This is a genomic window from Micromonospora noduli, assembly GCF_003264475.1.
Lineage (GTDB): Bacteria > Actinomycetota > Actinomycetes > Mycobacteriales > Micromonosporaceae > Micromonospora > Micromonospora noduli.
Genome location: NZ_PYAC01000013.1, coordinates 14,708 through 36,113, shown reverse-complemented (window position 1 = coordinate 36,113; position 21,406 = coordinate 14,708). Strand labels below are relative to the sequence as shown.

15 protein-coding genes are annotated in these 21,406 nt (G+C 71.2%); 10 read left to right on the top strand and 5 right to left on the bottom strand.

Features of this window, described 5'->3' with window-relative positions; all coding sequences use genetic code 11:
• The first annotated feature begins 118 nt into the window (after nucleotides 1-118).
• The gene (dnaE, locus tag MED15_RS18315; RefSeq protein ID WP_112583357.1) at nucleotides 119-3,649 is read left to right on the top strand and encodes a DNA polymerase III subunit alpha; all 3,531 of its coding nucleotides are present in this window, start codon (nucleotides 119-121) and stop codon (nucleotides 3,647-3,649) included.
• Nucleotides 3,650-3,693: 44 nt separating this feature from the next.
• Here dnaE and abc-f read toward each other — a convergent pair whose 3' ends face one another.
• The 3 genes from abc-f to MED15_RS18290 all read right to left on the bottom strand — a co-directional run bounded on the left by abc-f (nucleotide 3,694) and on the right by MED15_RS18290 (nucleotide 8,218).
• Entirely contained in the window at nucleotides 3,694-5,331 is a 1,638-nt protein-coding gene (gene abc-f / locus MED15_RS18310; protein WP_112621119.1) for a ribosomal protection-like ABC-F family protein, read from the bottom strand.
• A 608-nt stretch (nucleotides 5,332-5,939) separates the two neighbouring features.
• Nucleotides 5,940-6,635: a response regulator gene (locus MED15_RS18295; protein WP_112699762.1), complete on the bottom strand. Its 696-nt coding sequence runs from the start codon at nucleotides 6,633-6,635 to the stop codon at nucleotides 5,940-5,942.
• Nucleotides 6,632-8,218: an ATP-binding protein gene (locus MED15_RS18290; protein ID WP_112736344.1), complete on the bottom strand. Its 1,587-nt coding sequence runs from the start codon at nucleotides 8,216-8,218 to the stop codon at nucleotides 6,632-6,634. Before MED15_RS18290 ends, MED15_RS18295 begins: the two co-directional genes overlap by 4 nt.
• A 98-nt stretch (nucleotides 8,219-8,316) precedes the next feature.
• Here MED15_RS18290 and MED15_RS18285 point away from each other — a divergent pair, with 98 nt between their 5' ends.
• From MED15_RS18285 to MED15_RS18260, 6 genes are all read left to right on the top strand, one after another.
• Nucleotides 8,317-9,699: a cation:dicarboxylate symporter family transporter gene (locus tag MED15_RS18285; protein ID WP_112699763.1), complete on the top strand. Its 1,383-nt coding sequence runs from the start codon at nucleotides 8,317-8,319 to the stop codon at nucleotides 9,697-9,699.
• Nucleotides 9,700-10,028: 329 nt separating this feature from the next.
• Complete coding sequence (locus MED15_RS18280) at nucleotides 10,029-11,441, top strand: FAD-dependent oxidoreductase (protein WP_208646684.1); 1,413 nt, start codon at nucleotides 10,029-10,031, stop codon at nucleotides 11,439-11,441.
• Nucleotides 11,442-11,528: 87 nt separating this feature from the next.
• Nucleotides 11,529-13,718 carry an FUSC family protein gene (locus MED15_RS18275; RefSeq protein ID WP_244220496.1) on the top strand — a complete coding sequence of 730 codons (2,190 nt, stop codon included), beginning with the start codon at nucleotides 11,529-11,531 and terminating at the stop codon, nucleotides 13,716-13,718.
• A gap of 87 nt (nucleotides 13,719-13,805) precedes the next feature.
• On the top strand, nucleotides 13,806-14,417 hold the full coding sequence (locus MED15_RS18270) for a permease-like cell division protein FtsX (protein ID WP_112583351.1): 612 nt from the start codon (nucleotides 13,806-13,808) through the stop codon (nucleotides 14,415-14,417).
• Nucleotides 14,417-14,953 (top strand): SigE family RNA polymerase sigma factor, encoded by a 537-nt coding sequence (locus MED15_RS18265; RefSeq protein WP_112583350.1) that lies wholly within the window; start codon nucleotides 14,417-14,419, stop codon nucleotides 14,951-14,953. Before MED15_RS18270 ends, MED15_RS18265 begins: the two co-directional genes overlap by 1 nt.
• Nucleotides 14,954-15,014: 61 nt before the next feature.
• Nucleotides 15,015-16,052, top strand: coding sequence for an aminotransferase class V-fold PLP-dependent enzyme (locus MED15_RS18260; RefSeq protein ID WP_112583349.1), 1,038 nt, complete (start codon nucleotides 15,015-15,017; stop codon nucleotides 16,050-16,052).
• Between the two features lie 39 nt (nucleotides 16,053-16,091).
• Here the strand turns inward: MED15_RS18260 and MED15_RS18255 are convergent, their stop codons facing one another.
• A complete protein-coding gene (locus tag MED15_RS18255) occupies nucleotides 16,092-16,613 on the bottom strand; it encodes a peptidoglycan-binding domain-containing protein (RefSeq protein ID WP_112736322.1) in 522 nt (173 codons plus the stop codon).
• An 87-nt stretch (nucleotides 16,614-16,700) separates the two neighbouring features.
• Nucleotides 16,701-17,873, bottom strand: coding sequence for an acyl-CoA dehydrogenase family protein (locus MED15_RS18250; RefSeq protein WP_112583443.1), 1,173 nt, complete (start codon nucleotides 17,871-17,873; stop codon nucleotides 16,701-16,703).
• A 196-nt stretch (nucleotides 17,874-18,069) separates the two neighbouring features.
• Between MED15_RS18250 and MED15_RS18245 the strand changes: the two genes are divergently transcribed.
• The 3 genes from MED15_RS18245 to MED15_RS18235 all read left to right on the top strand — a co-directional run bounded on the left by MED15_RS18245 (nucleotide 18,070) and on the right by MED15_RS18235 (nucleotide 21,401).
• Nucleotides 18,070-18,726 (top strand): TetR/AcrR family transcriptional regulator C-terminal domain-containing protein, encoded by a 657-nt coding sequence (locus MED15_RS18245; RefSeq protein WP_112726740.1) that lies wholly within the window; start codon nucleotides 18,070-18,072, stop codon nucleotides 18,724-18,726.
• Nucleotides 18,727-18,807: 81 nt separating this feature from the next.
• On the top strand, nucleotides 18,808-20,262 hold the full coding sequence (locus MED15_RS18240; protein ID WP_112726739.1) for an aldehyde dehydrogenase family protein: 1,455 nt from the start codon (nucleotides 18,808-18,810) through the stop codon (nucleotides 20,260-20,262).
• On the top strand, nucleotides 20,259-21,401 hold the full coding sequence (locus tag MED15_RS18235; RefSeq protein ID WP_244220495.1) for an alcohol dehydrogenase catalytic domain-containing protein: 1,143 nt from the start codon (nucleotides 20,259-20,261) through the stop codon (nucleotides 21,399-21,401). The genes MED15_RS18240 and MED15_RS18235 overlap by 4 nt, the downstream gene beginning before the upstream one ends.
• Nucleotides 21,402-21,406: the final 5 nt, after the last annotated feature.

Below are 21,406 nucleotides of genomic sequence, written 5' to 3'. Positions count from 1 at the left end.
TCAGGAGACGAGGGCCACGACCGTCGGCGCGGACGGTGGAGCCGCCGAGATCACCTCGGTAGGGTAGGTCCCGGTCGGCTCCGACCAACAAGATCCACACCGCCGGGGGGCGCCACGCATGGCTGATTCGTTCGCGCATCTGCACGTGCACACCGAGTACTCGATGCTCGACGGAGCGGCCCGACTGAAGGACCTGTTCGCCGAGGCCAAGCGGCTGGGCATGTCCGCTGTGGCGATCACCGACCACGGCAACATGCACGGCGCGAACGACTTCTACAACCAGGCGATGGCCGCCGGGATCACCCCGATCCTGGGCGTCGAGGCGTACGTGGCGCCGGAGTCGCGCTATCACAAGGCGCGGGTCAAGTGGGGTCGCCCGGAGCAGAAGAGCGACGACATCTCCGGTAACGGCGCGATCACCCACAAGACCATGTGGGCGAAGAACGCGCAGGGCCTGAAGAACCTGTTCACCCTCAACTCGCGCGCCTCCATGGAGGGGCACTACGTCAAGTGGCCCCGGATGGACATGGAGCTGATCGCCGAGCACGCCGAGGGGATCATGGCCACCACCGGCTGCCCGTCCGGCGCGGTGCAGACCCGGCTGCGTCTGGGCCAGTTCGACGAGGCCCTCAAGGTCGCCGCCAGCTACCAGGACATCTTCGGCAAGGACAACTACTTCCTGGAGATCATGGATCACGGCCTCTCCATCGAGAGCCGGGTCCGCGAGGGGCTCACCGAGATCGCCCGCAAGCTGGACATCCCGCCGGTGGTCACGAACGACTCCCACTACACCCACGAGGCGCAGGCCACCGCCCACGACGTGCTGCTCTGTGTGCAGACCGGCAGCAACATCGACGACCCCAACCGGTTCCGGTTCGAGGGCGGCGGCTACTTCATCAAGAGCGCCGACCAGATGCGCGCAGTGGACTCGTCCGAGCTGTGGCAGGAAGGCTGCCGCAACACCCTGCTGGTGGCCGAGAAGGTCGACCCGAAGGGCATGTTCGAGTTCCACAACCTGATGCCGCGCTTCCCGGTGCCCGAGGGGGAGACCGAGGAGTCCTGGTTCCGCAAGGAGACCTTCGCCGGCCTGGCCCGCCGCTATCCGAACGGCATCCCCGAGGGGCACGTCGTCCAGGCCGAGTACGAGCTGGGCGTCATCAACCAGATGGGCTTCCCGTCCTACTTCCTCGTGGTCGCCGACTTCATCCAGTGGGCGAAGAACCAGGGCATCGCTGTGGGTCCGGGCCGTGGTTCGGCCGCCGGGTCGCTCGTCGCGTACGCGCTGGGCATCACCGACCTGGACCCGATCCAGCACGGCCTGATCTTCGAGCGGTTCCTCAACCCCGAGCGGGTCTCGATGCCGGATGTCGACATCGACTTCGACGAGCGCCGGCGCGGCGAGGTGATCAAGTACGTCACGGACAAGTGGGGCGACGACAAGGTCGCCCAGATCGCCACCTTCGGCACGATCAAGGCGAAGGCCGCGATCAAGGACTCGGCCCGGGTCCTCGGCTTCCCGTACGCGGTCGGCGACCGGATCACCAAGGCCATGCCTCCGGCGGTGATGGGCAAGGACATTCCGCTCACCGGCATCTTCGACAACAAGCACCCCCGCTACGCGGAGGCGGGCGAGATCCGCGGCCTGTACGACTCCGACCCGGACGTCCGCAAGGTGATCGACACGGCCAAGGGCATCGAGGGGCTGATCCGGCAGACCGGTGTGCACGCCGCCGGCGTCATCATGTCCGCCGAGCCGATCATCGAGCACATCCCGTTGATGCGCCGCGACGCCGACGGGGCGATCATCACGCAGTTCGACTACCCGACCTGCGAGTCGCTCGGGCTGCTGAAGATGGACTTCCTCGGCCTGCGCAACCTGACGATCATCGACGACGCGGTCAAGAACATCGAGCTGAACCACGGCCGGAAGCTCGACCTGCTGGGCCTGCCGCTGGACGACAAGGCCGCGTACGAGCTGCTGGCCCGCGGTGACACCCTGGGCGTGTTCCAGCTCGACGGTGGGCCGATGCGGTCCCTGCTGCGGTTGATGAAGCCGGACAACTTCGAGGACATCTCCGCCGTCCTGGCCCTGTACCGACCCGGCCCGATGGGCGTCGACTCGCACACCAACTACGCGCTGCGCAAGAACGGCCTCCAGGAGATCACGCCGATCCACCCGGAGCTGGAGGAGCCGCTGCGGGAGATCCTGGAGCCCACCCACGGCCTGATCGTCTACCAGGAGCAGGTGCAGCGCGCCGCGCAGATCCTCGCCGGCTACACCCTGGGTCAGGCGGACCTGCTGCGCCGGGCCATGGGTAAGAAGAAGAAGGAGATCCTCGACAAGGAGTTCATCCCGTTCCGGGACGGCTGCCGCGAGCGCGGCTACTCCGACGAGGCGATCCAGGCGGTGTGGGACGTCCTGGTGCCGTTCGCCGGGTACGCCTTCAACAAGGCGCACTCCGCCGCGTACGGCCTGGTCTCCTACTGGACCGCGTACCTGAAGGCGCACTACCCGGCCGAGTACATGGCCGGGTTGCTCACCAGCGTCGGCGACGACAAGGACAAGATGGCGCTCTACCTGGCCGAGTGTCGCCGGATGCGCATCCAGGTGCTGCCGCCGGACGTGAACACCTCGGCCGGGCCGTTCACCCCGGTCGGCAAGGACATCCGCTTCGGCCTCGCCGCCGTCCGCAACGTCGGGGCGAACGTGGTCGCGTCGATCATGCGCTGCCGGGAGGAGAAGGGCGAGTACGCCGACTTCTACGACTTCCTGTCCAAGGTGGACGCCGTGGTCTGCAACAAGAAGACCATCGAATCGCTGATCAAGGCGGGCGCTTTCGACTCCCTCGACCACCCCCGCAAGGGCCTGCTCGCGGTGCACGCCGACGCGATCGACGCGTACGCCGACGTCAAGCGCAAGGAGGCCGTCGGCCAGTACGACCTGTTCGGCGCCGGCTTCGGTGACGCCGACACCGGCAGCACCACTGTGATGCCGACCATCGGCGACAGCGAGTGGGACAAGCGCGACAAGCTGGCCTTCGAGCGGGAGATGCTCGGCCTGTACGTCTCCGACCACCCGCTGTTCGGCCTGGAGCACATCCTCAACGCGGCAGCCGACACCACCATCGCCTCCCTGGCCGAGGAGGGCGGGGTGCCCGACGGGGCTGTCGTCACCCTCGCCGGCATCCTCTCCGGAGTGCAGCGCCGGGTCACCAAGCAGGGCCGGGCCTGGGCGTCGGCCACCCTGGAGGACCTGGCCGGTGGGGTGGAGACGCTGTTCTTCCCCAACACCTACGAGGTGATCGGGCAGTACATCGCCGAGGACGCCATCGTGGTGGTCAAGGGTCGGGTGGACCGCCGCGACGACACCCCACGGATCATGGCGATGGACATGTCCATGCCGGACGTCAGCACCAGCGCCACCAACAAGCCGGTCACCCTCACCATCCCTGTGCACCGCTGCACGCCGCCGCTGGTGGAGAAACTCAAGGAGACCCTGGTGCTGCACCCCGGCGACACCGAGGTGCACGTCAAACTCCAGAACGGCGGGCGCACCACCACCCTGCGGCTGGGCCCGTTCCGGGTGGCGGCGACGACCGCGCTGATGGGTGACCTGAAGAGCGTCCTCGGCCCGGCCAACGTGAGCTGAGCCGGCCTCGGTCCGGCCGGCGTGCGCCGGCCGGACCGCTGGGCTCAGACCCGCTCGGGGGCGCTGATCTCGCGCAGTTGGCCGTCGGCCAACCGCAACCAGCGCTGCACGCCGATCTCGGCGAGGAACCGTTCGTCGTGGCTGACCACCACGAACGCCCCCTGGTACGCCGACAGCGCGCTCTCCAACTGACCCACGCTGACCAGGTCCAGGTTGTTCGTCGGCTCGTCGAGCAGCAGCAGTTGCGGCGCCGGCTCGGCGCAGAGCACACAGGCGAGGGTGGCGCGCAGCCGCTCACCGCCGGAGAGCACCCCGACGGGCAGGTTCACCCGGGCACCCCGGAACAGGAACCGGGCGAGCAGGTTCATCCGCTTGGCGTCCGGCAGGCTCGGCGCGTACGCGGCGAAGTTCTCCGCCACCGTACGGTCGAGGTCCAGCAGGTCCAGCCGCTGCGACAGGTACGCGATCCGTCCCTCGCCGCGCTTCAGCTCACCGCCGGACGGTTGCAGGTCACCGTTGACCAGGCGCAGCAGCGTCGACTTGCCGACGCCGTTCGCCCCGGTCAGGGCGATCCGTTCCGGCCCCCGGATCACCAGGTCGGCGCCGTCGCCGCCGAACAGCTCCCGGTCGTCGAAGTGGGCCCGCATCCCGTGGCCGGAGAAGACCGTGCGCCCGCCCGGGACGGTGGTGTCGGGCAGGTCCACGACGATGCGGTCCTCGTCGCGTACCGCCCGGCCGGCCTCGTCGAGTCGGGCCTTGGCCTGACCGAGCCGGGACGAGTGTGTCTCCTGCGCCTTGCCCGCCGACTCCTGCGCGCTGCGCTTGAGCCCACCGGCGACGATCCGGGCCAGGCCGGCGTTCTTCAGGTTCTTCGAGGCGTTGCTGGCCCGCCGGTCGGCCCGTTCCCGGGCCTGCTGCATCTCCCGCTTCTCCCGCTTGACCTCCTGCTCGGCGTTGCGCAGGTTGCTCTCGGCCACCTCCCGTGCCGCCTGCACCGCCTCGGTGTACGCGGTGAAGTTGCCCCCGTACCAGCGGATCTCGCCCTGGTCCAGCTCGGCGATGCGGTCCATCCGGTCCAGCAGTTCCCGGTCGTGGCTGACCAGCAGCAGGCACCCGGACCACTCGGTGAGGACGTCGTAGAGCTTGTGCCGGGCCTCCAGGTCGAGGTTGTTGGTCGGCTCGTCGAGCAGCAGCACGTCCGGGCGGCGCAGCAGTTGCGCCGCCAGGCCGAGCGAGACCACCTGGCCGCCGCTGAGGGTGTGCAGCCGGCGGTCGAGCGACAGCTCACCCAGGCCGAGCCGGTCCAGCTCCGAGCGGGTGCGCTCCTCGATGTCCCAGTCGTCGCCGATGGTGGCGAAGTGCTCCTCGCTGGCGTCGCCGGCCTCGATGGCGTGCAGCGCCGCGATCCGCTCGGCCACGCCCAGCACCTGCGCCACGCTCAGGTCACCGACCAGCGGCAGCGTCTGCGGGAGGTAGCCGAGCACACCGTCGACGGTGACGCTGCCGCCGCTGGGCCGCAGCTCCCCGGCGATCAGCCGCAGCAGGGTGCTCTTGCCGGCGCCGTTGGGCGCGACCAGGCCGGTGCGACCGCCGGGAACGGTGAAGGACAGCTCCGAGAAGACCGGGGTGTCGTCCGGCCAGGAGAAGGACAGGTTCGAGCAGACAATGAACGCATCAGACATGCGAGTGACCTCAAAGGGTGGGGTGGGCGCGCCTCAGCCGCCCGACGACAACGGGAACGGTGGAACGACGTCATGGCCTCGGCGGCTGCGCCTACGCGCTCCGAACCGATGGCCGAACACATCCGGTCTCACCCGGAGATGTCGTCGTCACCCGCCATGTCTGGTTCTCCCTGGTCGTACCGCTAACCCAACCCGGCAAGTCTAACAACGGATCTCCGCCCCGCCACCGCAATAGGTGTCACGCCCGGCAGGGTCAGCCAGATCGAGAACGGTGACCTGGAGGCCAACGAGGTCGCGACGCTGAGCCGATACGCACGAGCGCTCGGCGCCCGGATGCGGATCATCTTCGACTACGGCGACGACCTCCGTCAGATCGCCTGAGCTGCTCGGCCAGGTCGTCTACGGAGACGACCGGCTGAATGCCCTGGCGGCGGGCCAACTCCTCGGCCGGCACATGCTCAGCCGTTGACCATTTGCGCTTTCGTCCGGCGTTGCTCGATGTCACGGCTAGCCTTTCCGCCTCGCATGGCCATACCTCTGAGTCATAAATATGACTCAGAGGTATGACGCTCAAAAGACAAACAGACTCAGCCGGAGCGACGCTGTGGTCACCTGGGTCGGTACTCGACCTCGGGGCGGCCAGGGGTGCCGTAGCGGGGGCTGCGGGCCGCCCGGTCGACTGTCACCAGGTACTCCAGGTAGCGGCGGGCGGTCACCCGGGAGATGCCGCTCAGCGCGCTCACCTCGGTCGCGGACAGCCCGACCTCCGCGCGGGTGCCGTCGGTGAGCGCGGCGCGTACCCGATCGAGGGTCTGCGCGTCGAGCCCCTTGGGCAGGCTGTGCCCGGCGGTGCCGCGCAGGGTGGCGAACATCTGGTCCACCTCGTGCTGGGCGGCGACCTCGCCGTCGGCGAGCGCCTGGGCGCGGTAGTCGGCGTACCGCTCCAACTTGTCGCGGAACGCGGCGAACGTGAACGGCTTGAGCAGGTAGTGGGTCACCCCGAGGGACACGGCGGTGCGCACCACCGCCAGGTCCCGCGCGGACGTCACCGCGAGCACGTCGACGCTGCTGCCGGCCGCGCGCAGCGCCCGGCAGACGTCCAGGCCGTGCAGGTCCGGCAGCCGAAAATCAAGGAGTACGAGGTCCACGTCGCCGCCGTCGTTGGCGCGCAGGGCCGCCATCGCCGCCCGCGCGGTGTGCGCCACCCCGACCACGACGAAACCGGGAACCCGTTCGGTGTACGCGCTGTGCGCCTCGGCCAGCAGCGGCTCGTCCTCGACGACCAGCACCCGGATGGCGGTCATGACCGCTCGGTCCTGCTCGGCAGCCGGACGGTGAACAGGCTGCCGCCGTCGTCGGAGCGACAGACCTCGGCGCTGCCGCCGTGCCGGCGCACCACCTGCCCGACCAGCGCCAGGCCGAGGCCCCGGCCGGTGCTCTTGGTGGACCAGCCGCGCCGGAACGCGTCGGCGACCCGATCCGGTGCCAGACCGGGGCCGCTGTCGGCCACCCGGACCACCAGCTCGTCGTCGGTAGCGCCGACGAAGACCCGCACCCGGCGGGGTGCCGGCGTACCGGCCACCGCCTCCAGGGCGTTGTCGACCAGGTTGCCGACCACGGTGAGCAGATCACCGGTCGGCAGCGGACTGTCGTCGAGGCGGCAGTCCGGCTCGATGACCAGATCCACCCCGCGCTCGCCGGCCTGTGCGGACTTGCCGAGCAGCAGGGCGGCCAACGCCGGCTCGGTCACCGCGCCGACCACCCGGTCGGTCAGCTGTTGGGCGAGGGCCAGGTCCCGGGTGCCGAGCCGGACCGCCTCGTCGGCGCGGCCCAGCTCCACCAGGGTCAGCACCGTGTGCAGCCGGTTGGCCGACTCGTGGGTCTGCGCCTGCAACGCCTCGGTCAACGCGCGCACCGAATCCAGCTCGCTGGCCAGGGTGCGTAGCTCGGTCTGGTCGCGCAGGGTCAGCACGGTGCCGAGCACCGCGCCCTCGAAGCGGGTGGTCCGCTGGTTGGCGACGAGCACCCGGTCACCGGCGAGGATCGGCTCGTCGCGGGCGTCACGCCCGGAGTCGAGCAGCTCGGCCGCCGCGGGCGGCAGGTCGATCCCGGCCACCGGTTGGTCGATCACCGGCGCGTCCGCGTCGAGCCCCAACAGCCGGCGGCCCTCGTCGTTCACCAGCGCCACCCGACGATCGGTGGTCAGCACGACGAGACCTTCGCGCACCGAGTGCAGAACGGCGTCGTAGTACTCGTACATCCGCGTCATCTGGGCCGGCCCCAGACCGTGCGTCTGGCGGCGGAGCCGGCGGCTGAGCAGCCAGGAGCCCGTCGCGGCGAGCGCCAGAGCCGGCGCGACCACACCGAACAGCACCGGCAGCTGGCCGAGCAGCTTCTTGTCGATCTCGCGGGTGGTGATGCCCACCGAGACCAGACCGACGAGGCGTCGCTGCTCGTCGTACACCGGAACGACAGCGCGCACCGACTCGCCGAGCGTCCCGACGTTGGTGGTGGTGAACGCGCGGCCCGCCAGAGCGGGCCCGATCTCACCGACGAACGGCTCGCCGATCCGGTCCCGGGTCGGGTGCGAGAAACGGGTGCGGTCGGGGGCCATCACCACCACGAAGTCGGTGCCCGTGGCCTTCCGGGTCGACTCGGCGTACGGCTGGAGGACCCCGGCGGGGTCGGCGGTCGTGAGGGCCGCCCGGACGTCGGGGGAGCCGGCCACGGTCTGCGCCACAGCGAGCACCTCCTCCTGCGCGGCCTGGCGGGAGTCGCTGCGGGCCAACCAGACGGCGCCCGCCGCGCCGGCCAGCACGAGCAGCGTCACCACCATCGCCTGGAGGGCGAAGAGTTGCCCCGCGATGCTCCACTGGCGTCGGGCCACCTCCACCACCTCCCTCGTCGCGCCACCGTTTCTGCCATCGCGGTGAACAGAATGACCGCAAGGCTGTCAACGGGTGAGACGCGCTTCACATTGTCGACATGGACACCACCGCATCCGCCACCACCCCGGCACCGGCGGCCCGCCGGGACCGTACCCGTTACCTGTATCTGGCCGTCATCGTGGCCGTGGTCGCCGGCATCGTGGTCGGCCTGGTCGCGCCCGATTTCGGCAAGGAACTCAAGCCGATCGGCACCGGCTTCGTCAACCTGATCAAGATGATGATCAGCCCGGTCATCTTCTGCACCATCGTGCTCGGCGTCGGCTCCGTCCGGCAGGCCGCGAAGGTCGGCAAGGTCGGCGGCCTGGCCCTCGGCTACTTCCTGACCATGTCGACCGTCGCGCTGGCCATCGGCCTGGTCGTCGGCAACCTCATCCACCCCGGCTCGGGCCTGAACCTCGGCCCGGACCTCGTCGGCTCCGGCAAGGCCGCCGCCGGTGACGAGGCCGCCGGTACGGCCGACTTCCTGCTCGGGATCATCCCGACGACGCTGCTCTCCTCGCTCACCGAGGGCAAGGTGCTCCAGACGCTGCTGGTCGCCCTGCTGGTCGGCTTCGCCGTCCAGGCCATGGGCCGGCGCGGTGAGCCGGTGCTCAGCGCCATCACCGTCATCCAGCGGGTCGTCTTCAAGGTCCTCGCCATGATCATGTGGCTGGCGCCGATCGGGGCGTTCGGCGCGATGGCCGCCGTGGTCGGCGCGACCGGCGTCGACGCCCTCAAGAGCCTCGCCCAGATCATGGTGGGCTTCTACGCCACCTGTCTGATCTTCGTGCTGGTGTTCCTGGGCGCGCTGCTGTGGTTCGTGGCCCGGATCTCGATCTTCTCGTTGCTGCGTTACCTGGGCCGGGAGTTCCTGCTGATCCTGTCGACCTCGTCGTCGGAGTCGGCGCTGCCGCGGCTGATCGCCAAGATGGAGCACTTCGGTGTGAGCAAGCCGGTCGTCGGCATCACGGTGCCGACCGGCTACTCGTTCAACCTGGACGGTACGGCGATCTACCTGACCATGGCGTCGCTGTTCATCGCCGACGCGCTGGGTAAGCCGCTGGCCATCGGCGAGCAGATCTCACTGCTGCTGTTCATGATCATCGCGTCGAAGGGCGCCGCCGGGGTCACCGGCGCCGGGCTGGCCACGCTGGCCGGCGGCCTCCAGTCGCACCGCCCGGACCTCGTCGACGGGGTCGGGCTGATCGTCGGCATCGACCGGTTCATGTCGGAGGCTCGGGCGCTGACCAACTTCGCCGGCAACGCGGTGGCGACCGTACTGGTGGGAACCTGGACTGGGGAGTTCGACCGGGAGCGGGCGGCCGGTGTGCTGAGCGGCAACGACCCGTTCGACGAGGCCACCATGGTCGACGAGCACGACGACGAGGCGGCGTCCCACCCCGACGAGAAGCAGGCCGCGCCGGCCGGAGCCCCGGCCTGAGTCACGGCGTGCACCGGGTCGCGGCGGCCGAGTGCCGCCGCGACCCCGGTCCGGCAGCGCAGCGCCGCCGCGACCCCCTCCGGCCGTGATCCACTCGGCATCCCGAAAATCGGGGCATCCGAGCCGCCCGGACACCGCGACTTCCTGAAAGTCGAGTTGATCAGTGGCCGGCCCCGGCGTGGTCCCGGCCGGCGGGGCTCGCCGCCTGTCTGACCACCGCATCCGGGGCGCCAACTCGAAGTGGCGGGCCAACTCAGCGCTGACGGCGGGGCCCGCGATGGTTACGGTCGTGGATGCCGAGGTATCCCGACCGTTCGAGGAGTGATCGCATGCCCCCCTCTCCGTCCCGGCTCTTCGCCGAGATAGCGACGGCCGAACCACCCGCCGAGACCAGAGTGGTCATGCGACGGGCGGTGGTGCTCGGTGGCAGCATGGCCGGGTTGCTGGCGGCCCGGGTGTTGAGCGACCACGCCGAGGAAGTGCTGATCATCGAACGGGACCCGTCCGCTGTGGACGCCGGTCCACGGCCGGGTGTGCCCCAGGGCAGTCAGGTGCACGCGCTGCTGCCCGCCGGTCAGGTCCAGTTGGAGCGCTGGTTTCCCGGCATCGCCGAGGAGGCGCTCGCGCTCGGCGCCCCGCCGCCACCGCGCGACCCGGGCACGGCGAAGATCTTCGTGAACGGCATGTTGGGTCTGCCGCCCGCGGCGACCGGCACCGGGCCGGCGCTGATCACCACGCGTCCGTTCCTGGAGGCGCTGGTCCGCCGACGCACCCTCACCATCGACAACATCCGCATGGTGTACGGCCGGGCGGAGGGTCTGCTCTTCGACGAGCGGCGGGTCAATGGCGCCCGGTACGTGCCCGAGGGTGGCACCGAGCCCATCGTCGAAGCGGCGGACCTGGTGGTCGACGCGATGGGGCGGTCCAGCCGGTTGAGCGACTGGCTGGCCGAGCACGGGTGGCCGCGCCCGCCGCTGCACCGCATGCCGATCAAGCTGAACTACGCCACGGCGCTCTTCAAGCGCGACGAGTCGGTCAGCGACGCCTGGGTGGCGGTCTTCCACACCATGGCCGGCAAGGGGCGTACCGCCCGGATCGGTGGGATCAACTCGGTCGAGGGGGACCGCTGGATCATGCTGGTGGCCGGCTACGACGGGGACCGGCCCAGCCGCGACGTCGCCGACTTCACGGCCCGTTGCCGGGAGCACTACCCGCAGATGTTCGGTGACATCGCCGAACGCGGGGAGATGCTCGGTGGCGTGGTCACGTACCACCAGGCGGACAGCCGACGCCGCGACTTCCACAAGCTCGACCGTCTGCCCGCCGGGTTGGTCGCCGCCGGCGACGCGGTCGCGTCCTTCAACCCGGTGTACGGCCAGGGAATGACCTCCGCGACACTGCACGCCTCCTGTCTGTCGAAGTACCTGCGCTCCGGTCCGAAGCCGCACGACGAGCCCGCGCACGCGTACTTCGACCAGGTCCGCGTGGTGGTCGACGCCGCCTGGCAGATCTCCACCACCGCCGACATCGAGCTGCCGCACGTCGACGGGCCGCACCCACCCGGCTACAAGGTCACCAAGTGGTTCGGGGACCTGCTCTTCCGGGCGTCGCTGACCGACCCGGTGCTCAACGCCCGGCTGGGTCGGGTCACCACCATGCTCGACCACCCGGCCGCCCTGAGCCGCCCCGGCACCCTGTTCCGGGCCCTCCGGCTCGGCCTGCTCGGCGGCTCCCGGCGGTGATTCGTCGCCAAACCCGTCGCCGGTCGCGGCGCGCGGTGGAGAATGGTGGGCCGGGGAGGGGTGCTGCGACGAACCGGGGGAGCGGTCGTGCTCGGAACCAGCCTCCTTGGCCGGCTTCGCCGCCGTGACCCGGGTGACGCCATCCTGCGACGCGCGGCCCGGCTGACGCTCGTCGCGTCCGTCGTCTTCTACGGCTGCCGGTACGGCGCGGGCAGCTCGACGCTCGCCACGTACGGATTGTTCGGCACGATCGCCGCCGGGTCGTTCGCGCAGCTCCCTGGTCCGGCGCCGCAACGGGCGCGGCTCCTCGTGCTGTCGCTGCCGGTGGTGTGGGCGCTGATCGCGGCGGGCTCGCTGTTGGCGTGGAGCACCTGGGCGGCCGCCGGTGGCATGCTGGTCGTCGGGTTCGTGGTGGCGTTCGCCGGGGTCGGCAACCCGCGTCTGGTGGGTTTGGCGAGCGCGTTCCAGCTCTTCTACATCCTGGCGTCGTTCCCGCCGTACCAGCCGGACACCCTGCCGGAGCGACTCGGTGGGGTGACCCTCGCCGTCGTGCTGCTCGCCGCGGCCGAGGTGTTTCTCTGGCCCGACCCGGTGCCGGTCTCCTACCGGCAGCGCCTCGCCGAGGCGGCGGACGGCGTCGCCGCCTTCCTCGACGCCGCCGCCGAGAAGTTGACCGACCCGCACGCCGCTGCGGGTGACCCGGACGGGCGGCGCGAGCGGGCGCACGACGTGGTGGCGGCGATCGAGCTGAACCGCAGCCCTCCGGCGTGGGCGCCCACCGCGGCGGGCGCTCAGGATCGGGCGTTGCGGATCTGCGCGGCCGCGTTACGGGAGGTGCTCGGCGAGGCGGACCGGTTGGCGGCGGACGCCCCGCCGGAGCCGATCCCGGACCTGGCGGCGGCGCGTCTGCTGCGCTCGTGCGCGGACACCACCCGCGCGGTCGGCCGGAGCCTGTCGCCGGGTGCCCCGGCGGTGACCCCGGCCGACCTGGATGTGGCGGTCGGACGAGCCGAGGCGGCGTACCCGGTGGGAGACGGCCAGGTCCGCGACGCGCCGGACGTACCACGGTTGTGCAGGGACGCGACCGCGCTGGCCCTCGCGGACCAGGTGCGGGTCTTCGTCGTCGGTTCCCGGGTGGCCACCGGGGCGCGGCTCGGCGGCGACGACGCCTCCTCGGCGCTGTTCGAGTACGCCCGACGCAGCCCGTGGACGCTGTACTGGTGGCAGTTCCGCTCCCACCTGGCGCCGCGCTCGGTCCACCTTCACAGCTCGCTGCGGCTGGCCGTGGCGCTGGCCATCGCCCGGGTGGCCGCCGGGGTGTTGCAGCTGACCCACGGCTTCTGGGTGCTGCTGGCCACCCTCACGGTCCTGCGCACGTCGGCCGCCGACACCCGCACGGCGCTGCGGCCGGCCGTGCTGGGCACGATCATCGGTGCGGTCGTCAGCGGCGGGGTGATGGTTGTCGTCGACGATCCGATCGTGTACGCCGTCGTCCTGCCGGTCACCCTGCTGCTGGCCTTCGGCGTCGGCCGCCTGCTCGGTCCGGTGTGGCAGCAGGCGCTGTTCACAGTGCTGCTGACTGTCGTCTTCGCCCAGCTCAGCCCGGAAGGGTGGCGGCTCACCGAGGCCCGCCTCGTCGACGTGCTGCTCGGCGCGGTGATCGGTGTGTTCGCCGGGGTGGCGATCTGGCCGCGCGGCGCGGGCCATGACCTGCGGCACAACGCCACCCGGTACCTGGCGGCCAGCGCGGACGCTGTCGAACAGACGGTCCAGTCGATGCTCGGCGATGCTCCGCCACCCGCGCGTGCCCTCGCCCGGGTCCGTCGCCGGATGATCCTGATCGACTCGTCGTACTGCCAGTACCACTCTGAGCGGCACGATCCGCACCGTCAACAGGTGAACTGGGACGCCGTGCTGAGCGCCGGGCACCACGTCGTGCCCGGCGCGGAGTCGCTGCTGCGCCGCAACCCGCCCGGCTGCCTCGCCGGCTGGCCCGGGGCGGCGGCGCTGCTGCGGGACTCCGCCGCGCGCCTGCGATCGGCGTACGACGCCCTCGCCGACGAGGTCGCCCACGGCCGGACGTCGGACCGGGCACCGGTCTCGACCAGCTGCGTCGATCAGCTGGACCGGATCCGTCCGCTCCTCGGCGAGGCCGACCATCAGTCGGTCCGGCACCTGGTGGAGGTCGACCGGTGGCTCGCCGGCCTCGCCGACAGTCTTGCCCGGATCCCCCTGCCCGCTGCCGACGAGTCGATCGGGCGCTCCCGGAGGCGGTGACACCGGTGCCGCCGGGGTCGATGTGACCGATCCGGTGTCCCAACCAGTCATGACCTGTGGAAGCCCACCGGGGCCACGGGAGGAAACATGGATCAGAACCTACGGGTGCTCTTCGACCGCGCTGTCGCCGACGAGCCGGAACTACCCCTGGTCGACCTGGTCGGTGACGCGGTGACCGCCGGCACCGGCCTGCGTCGACGCCGACAACGCCTGGTGGCGACAGGTGTTGCCGCCGTGATCGCCGTCGCGGCCGTGGGGGCGGTGAACGTGGCGACACCGCCGCAACGGTCGGCGCCGCCACCGACGACGGTGCCGGCGGCGTTCGGCATGCTCGTGAACAGGGCGTGCCAGGCCCCCGCTGACGAGACCGCGACCGACGCCGCGGTCTACCTTGCTCCCGAGATCACCGACCAGCAGCGCAGCGCGGTCAACCGCGCGCTGGACGCGGACCCGGCGGTCGGGACGGTGGCGTATGAGAGCCGCGAAGAGGCGCTGAAGAAGTTCAAGAAGGTGTACGCGGACGCTCCCGAACTCGTCGACCACATCGTGCCCAGCCAACTGCCGGAGTCATTCCGGATCACGCTCGTCGTGCGGTCGAGGTACGCGGAGCTGGCTGAGCGCGTCAAACGCCTGTCCGGGGTCGACGAGATCATCGGCATCGACTGCCCGGCCGGCACCAACGCGTCGGCGGTCGACTGATGGCGGCTGCCCGCTGGGGCGCGGCTCGACGGCGTGAGCAGAGCGCCCAGCAGGCGGAGTTCACCGCCTTCGTCGAGACCACCGCACCGAGGCTTCGGCGTACCGCCTATCTGATGTGTCGCGACTGGCACCTCGCCCAGGACCTGACCCAGACGACCTTCGCGAAGATGTACGCGAACTGGGGCCGGATCCGGCACACCGCGAACCTTGAGGCGTACAGCCGTCGGGTCCTCATGAACGCCGTCTTCGACCAGAACAAGCGGCGCAGCGCCGCCGAGGTCGTGCTCGCCGAGCTGCCGGAGGGGTCGCCGCAACGGCCCGACGACACCACGGAGCTGCACGTCGCCCTGCTCCAGGCGTTGGCCACCCTGCCGATCCGCGACCAGGCCATCGTGGTGCTCCGGCACTGGGAGGACCAGAGCGTCGAGGCCGTCGCCAGCACCCTCGACGTCTCCGTGTCGGTGGTCAAGATGCAGAACGCCCGCGCGCTGACCAGGCTGCGGGCGTTGCTCGGTCAGGACTTCGTCCGCATCTGACAGGCCGCCGATCGCCGATTGGCCGTGCCCGTCGCGCGTCGCTCGGCCTAACGTCGACGACATGGAGATCGAGCAGGCGCAGAAGCTGTGGCAGCCGGAGCCTGGCTGGTTGAACACCGCCAGCTACGGGTTGCCGCCGGAGCCGGCGTGGGCGGCGTTGCAGGAGGCTCTCGCGGCCTGGCGGGTTGGTCGTACGTCGTGGGAGGGCTGGGGCGAGTCGACGCACCGGGCTCGCGTCACCTTCGCCGACCTCATCGGGGTGCCGGTCGGTGACGTGGCGGTCGGCGCGGCGGTGTCGCAGCTCCTCGCGCCGGTCGCGGCGGCGCTGCCGGCGGGTGCCACTGTGGTGGTCCCCGAGGTCGAGTTCACCTCGAATCTCTTCCCCTGGCTGGTTCAGGAGGAGCGTGGCGTCAAGGTCCGCACGGTGCCGCTGGAGTCTCTGGTCGACGCCATCGACGCCGATACCGACCTGGTGGCGTTCAGCCTGGTGCAGTCGGCCGACGGGGCGGTCGCCGCGTACGACGAGATCGTGGCAGCGGCCCGCGCCCACGACGCGCTGGTGGCGGTGGACGCTACCCAGGCGTGCGGCTGGCTGCCGTTCGACGGCAGCCGGGCCGACGCGGTGGCGGTGGGCGGCTACAAGTGGCTGATGAATCCGCGCGGGACCGCGTACGCCTATCTGGCCCCCGGGTTGCGTGAGCGGTTGCGCCCCGACGCGGCCGGCTGGTACGCGGGCCGGGACCCGCACGCCTCCTACTACGGCCCGCCGCTGCGGCTGGCCGACGACGCCCGCCGGTTCGACATCTCACCGGCCTGGTTCAGTTGGGTCGGTGCGGCGCCCGCCCTGGACGTGGTCGCCGAGATCGGCGTGTCGGCGATCGGGGCGCACAACGTGGCGCTGGCCAACCGGTTCCTGACCGGGCTGGGCCGGGCGCCGGGGGAGAGCGCCATCGTCAGCGTGGACGTGCCGGACGCGGAGCAGCGCCTCGCGGCGGCCGGCATCCGGGCGGCGGTGCGCGCCGGACGGGTCCGGGCCTCGTTCCACATCTACTCCACCGAGGCCGACGTGGACGCCGCGCTCACGGCGTTGACCGGTTAGACCGGCCGTGCCCGCTGTGGGGCACGGCCGGCCGGCCGGTCAGGAGCAGATGCTGAAGTTCGCGTGCGTGTACGCGAGAGGCTGCCACTCCAGGTCGACCCCGAGGCTCATGTCCCACTTGCCGTCCGCGAGGCGCCCGAAGTAGATGAAGTTGCTGCCGAGCCCGTCGTAGTAGAACCAGTTGTCGGTCTCGTACGTGCTGAGGCGGGTTGCTGCCCTGGCGAGTGTCTTGGGACCGACGACGCCGTCGCTCACGAGGCCCCTGTCGCTCTGCCACCGCTTGGTGGCGGCCGTCGTCACCGCACCGAACCTGCAGTCGACGCCGGAGGCGGCAAGGTAGCCGTCGGCAACCGGGATCTTCTGCCACATGGCGACGACGTTGTTGTACGAGCGGGTCGACGCGGAGATGGGCCCCTCGTCGTTCCAGTCGTCGGTCCAGGTGCCCGAGCCCGCGACGTACCCCTGGCTGACGTTGGCCGACGCCGGCGCGGCCGGGATGGCGACGGCGCCGACCGTGGCGACGACGATCGCCGTCGCCACGGCCCTGATTCGTAGGTGCATGGAACATCCCCCTTGGCTGTGTGGCAGCTGTCATGGGGGTAGATGGCCGGCGGACCTACTTTGTTCACGACGGGCGGAGATTCGACCTCAGGCCAGGTGGCCACCGATCTTCGTGTACCCGCGCAGCAGGTCCCGCGAGATGATCAGCCGCTGCATCTCGTCGGTGCCCTCGAAGATCCGGTAGAGCCGGACCTGCCGGTACCAACGTTCGATCGGCAGCTCTCGGGTGTAGCCCATGCCGCCGTGGATCTGGAGCACCCGGTCGACCACCCGGTTGACCATGCCGGCCCCGTAGAGCTTGCCCATCGACGAGGCGTGCCGGGGGTCCAGGCCCGCGTCGACCGTCCACGCCGAGCGCAGCACCAGCCAGCGGGCCGCCTCCAGCTCCGTCTCGGAGTCGGCGATCATCCACTGGATGGCCTGGTTGGTGCCGATCTTCGTGCCGAAGGTCTCCCGGGTGTTGGCGTACTCGATGGCCATCTGCAACACCCGCTCGGCGATGCCGATGGCGTGCGACGGGATGGTGTAACGCCCCTTGCCGATCCACTCCATGCCGAGCGTGAAGCCCTGCCCGATCTCACCGAGGATGTTGCGGTGCGGCACGCGTACGCCGTCGAAGATGAGCGACGCGGGCCCGCCCTCGCCCATCGTCTGGATGAACTCGGAGCGCCAGCCCATCGACCGGTCCACCAGAAAGGCGGTGGCGCCGCCGTTGCGGGCGCCCTTATCCCGGTCGGTCACCGCGACCACGATGGCGAAGTCGGCGTCGTGGCCGCCGGTGATGAAGGTCTTCTCGCCGTCGAGGATCCAGTCGTCGCCGTCGCGGCGGGCGGACAGCCGGATGTTTGCCGCGTCGGATCCGGCGCCCGGCTCGGTGATCGCGAAGCAGGAGCGTCGCTCGCCCTCGATGGTCGGGATGAGGAACTCCTGCTTCTGCTCCTCGGTGGCGTGGAACAGGATGTTGTCCGCCTCGCCGCCGAAGCGGAACGGCACGAACGTGCGGCCCAGCTCGGTCCAGATCAACGACTGGAGTACGGCCGGCAGGTTCATCCCGCCGTACTCCTCCGGGGTGGCCAGGCCCCAGAAGCCGAACTTGCGCGCCTTGAGTTGCAGTTCGCGCACCTCGGAGTGGTCGAGGCCCGGCTGGTGCGCCCGTTCCCGGCGGAGCACCTCCGCTTCCAGGGGCATCACCTCGCGGGTGATGAACGCGCGCACGGTGTCCCGGACGGCGCGTTCCTCGTCGGACAGTGCGAAGTCCACGGTTCCCCCTCGGTCGGCGTGGTGGTGTGCCGCCACGGACCGTAGCGGTTCCTCATAAACTAGCGGTGTAAGTTTTCATTCGTCCAGACCCCTTCTCCGGCCGACATGGTGACGCCTGCCCGCAGGCGGTCCCCGATAGGGTGCGTGAACAGGTGGTTCCCACGGGGAGGGACACCGCAGACCGAGGAGTTCTGACGTGCCCCGACCTCGACGGCCTCTGCTCACCCGCGACCGGATCGTCGAGACGGCGCTCGCGCTGATCGACGCCGACGGGCTCGGCGCGCTCTCCACCCGCCGACTCGCCGCCGCGCTCGGCGTCCAGGGTCCCTCGCTCTACAACCACTTCGCCACCAAGGACGAGATCCTCGACGCGGTCGCCGACACTGTCACCGGTGCCGTCGACACCAGCGGCTTCGCCAGCCGGGACTGGCTCGCGGCGCTGCGGGACTGGGCGTGGTCGTACCGGCGCGCGCTCACCGCGCACCCGAACATCGTGCCGTACCTGGCGCAGGGGCCGGGTCGTCGACCGGCTGCCCTCGCCATGGCCGACGCGGTCTACGGCGGGCTGGTCCGGGCCGGTTGGCCGCCGGCCCGCGCCACCCACATCGGCGCGGCGCTGCGGTATTTCGTGGCCGGGTCGGCGCTCGGCTCGTTCGCCCGCGGTTTCGTCGAGGACCCGGAGCTGTACGCGGCGCACTACCCGCACCTGCGTCAGGCCCACCGGCTCGCCGAGCATCAGCAGAGCGTGGACGAGGGCGCCTTCGCCCTCGGCCTGGATGCCCTGCTGCACGGTCTGGCCGCCGAGTACACCCGCACCGTCGAGACGGTGGAGTCCGCCCGGCCCAAGGGGTAGCGTCCAAACTCCCAGCGCTAGTTTCATCGCCCGTCGCGACCCCCGTCGCCATCGCCCATCGCCCACCCTCGAAGGGACGACATGGACCTCGCCGCCCCGCCGTCGCTGTTGCCCGACTCCCTGCGCCTCCGGCGCCACCTGCACGTCGGCGGGGAGTGGACGCCTCCCGCCGACGCCGGTCTCATCGACGTGGAGAACCCGAGCACCGGAGAGCTGATCGGGCAGGTGCCGGCCGGCACCGCTGCCGACGTGGATCGCGCAGTGGCCGCGGCCCGGGCCGCGTTTCCCGGCTGGTCGGGCGCCACCCCCGCCGAGCGCTCCGCCCACCTCGACCGGCTGCACGCGGCGCTCACCGCCCGCGCCGACGACCTCGCCCGCACCATCGCCGTGGAGCTGGGCTCGCCGCTCAAGCTCGCCACCCGGGTGCAGGTCGGGCTCCCACTGACAGTGCTGCGGGACCACGTCGCGCTCGCCGCCCGCGTGCCGGTCGAGGAGAGCATCGGCAACTCCCTGGTCGTCCGCGAGCCGATCGGCGTGGTCGGCGCGATCACCCCGTGGAACTACCCACTGCACCAGGTGATGGCGAAGCTCGCACCCGCCCTGGCCGCCGGTTGCACCGTGGTGCTCAAACCCAGTGAGCTGACCCCGTTGACCGCGTACCTGCTCTTCGACGCGGTCACCGAAGCCGGCCTGCCGCCGGGCGTGCTCAACCTGGTCCCCGGCACCGGGCCGGTGGTCGGTGAGGCGCTCGCCGGGCACCCCGACGTCGACCTGGTCTCCTTCACCGGCTCCACCGCCACCGGCGCGCGAATCATGAGGCTCGCCGCCGACCGGATCGCCCGGGTCGCGCTGGAGTTGGGCGGCAAGTCCGCCAACGTGATCCTCCCCGACGCCGACCTGGCCACCGCCGTCAAGGTGGGCGTCGGCAACGCCCTGCTCAACTCCGGGCAGACCTGTACCGCCTGGACCCGGATGCTGGTGCACCGCGACCGGTACGACGAAGCCCTCCACCTGATCGCCACGGCGGTGGCCGGCTACCGACTCGGCGACCCGTTCGACCCGGCGACCCGGCTCGGCCCGCTGGTCTCCGCCGCCCAGGCCGAGCGGGTGCGTGGCCACATCGACCGGGCCCTCGCCGACGGCGCCCGGCTGGTCGCCGGCGGGCCCGACGCCCCGGTGCCGACCCGGGGGCACTTCGTCGCCCCGACCGTCTTCGCCGACGTGCACCCCGACAGCGGGCTCGCCCAGGAGGAGGTCTTCGGCCCGGTGCTCGCCGTCATCCCGTTCGCCGACACCGACGAGGCGGTCGCCATCGCCAACAACTCGAAGTACGGGTTGGCCGGCGCGGTCTGGTCCGCCGACACCGACGCGGCGCTCGCCGTGGCCCGACGGCTGCGTACCGGCGCTGTCGACATCAACGGTGCGCCGTTCAACCCGCTCGCCCCGTTCGGCGGCTACAAGCAGTCCGGCCTGGGCCGGGAGTTGGGCGTGCACGGGCTGGCCGAGTTCTGCGAGCTGAAGGCGATCCAGCGATGACCGACCCCGAACTGTCCCCGGCCGCTCCGGGCGGCGGCACCGAGCCGGCGTCCGCGCCGGTCATTGTTCGCGCGCTGGTCGCACGCGGGTCCGGCGCCGAGCTGCGGGTCGAGCGGGTACGCCTGCCAGCGCCCGGCCCCGGCGAGGTGCGGGTGACGATCCGGGCGGCCGGTGTCTGCCATTCCGACCTGTCCATGGTCAACGGCACCCTCGCCGCGAGGTTCCCACTGGTCCTCGGGCACGAGGCGACCGGCGTGGTGGCCGAGGTCGGGCCGGGCAGTCAGCTGACCGTCGGCACGCCGGTCGTGCTCAACTGGGCACCCGCCTGCCGGGCCTGCTGGTGGTGCCGGCGCGGCGAGCCGTGGCTCTGCGCCGACACCACAGCCCCGACAGTGCCGCGCGGCGAGACCGACGACGGGGTCCCGCTGCACCTGACCCTCGGTCTCGGCGCGCTCGCCGAGGCGGTCGTGGTACCCGAGCGTGCCGTCATCCCGATCCCCGCCGGGCTGCCGCCCGAGCAGGCCGCACTGCTCGGCTGTGCGGTGCTCACCGGCGTCGGCGCGGTCCGGAACACCGCCCGGGTGGCACCCGGCGAGTCGGTCGCTGTCGTCGGGCTCGGTGGGGTCGGGCTCGCCGTGCTCAGCGCGGCCCGCCGGGCCGGTGCCACGACGATCCTGGCCATCGACGTCGCCGAGGCGAAACGGGACCTGGCGCTGGCCGCCGGGGCGACCGACTTCCTGCTCTCCGACGACCGGCTCTCCAAGGAGGTACGGGCGCGCACCGAGAGCCGGGGCGTCGACCACGCCTTCGAGTGCGTCGGTCGGGCCGCCACCATCCGCGCCGCCTGGCGGCTGACCCGGCGCGGGGGAGCGGTGACGGTGGTCGGCATGGGCGCCAAGGACGACATGGTCAGCCTGGGCGCGCTGGACATCTTCCACTCCGCGCGCACGCTGCGCTCCTCGGTGTACGGCTCGTCCGATCCGGACCGGGAGGTGCCGGTGCTGGCCGCCGAACTCGCCGACAGTGCACTGGATCTGGGTGTGCTGGTCAGCGGGACGGTTCCGTTGGACGAGGCGCCCGCGGCGTTCGACAGACTGGCCCGGGGTGAGGGCGCTCGCTGGGTGGTCACCCTGGACTGACGCTG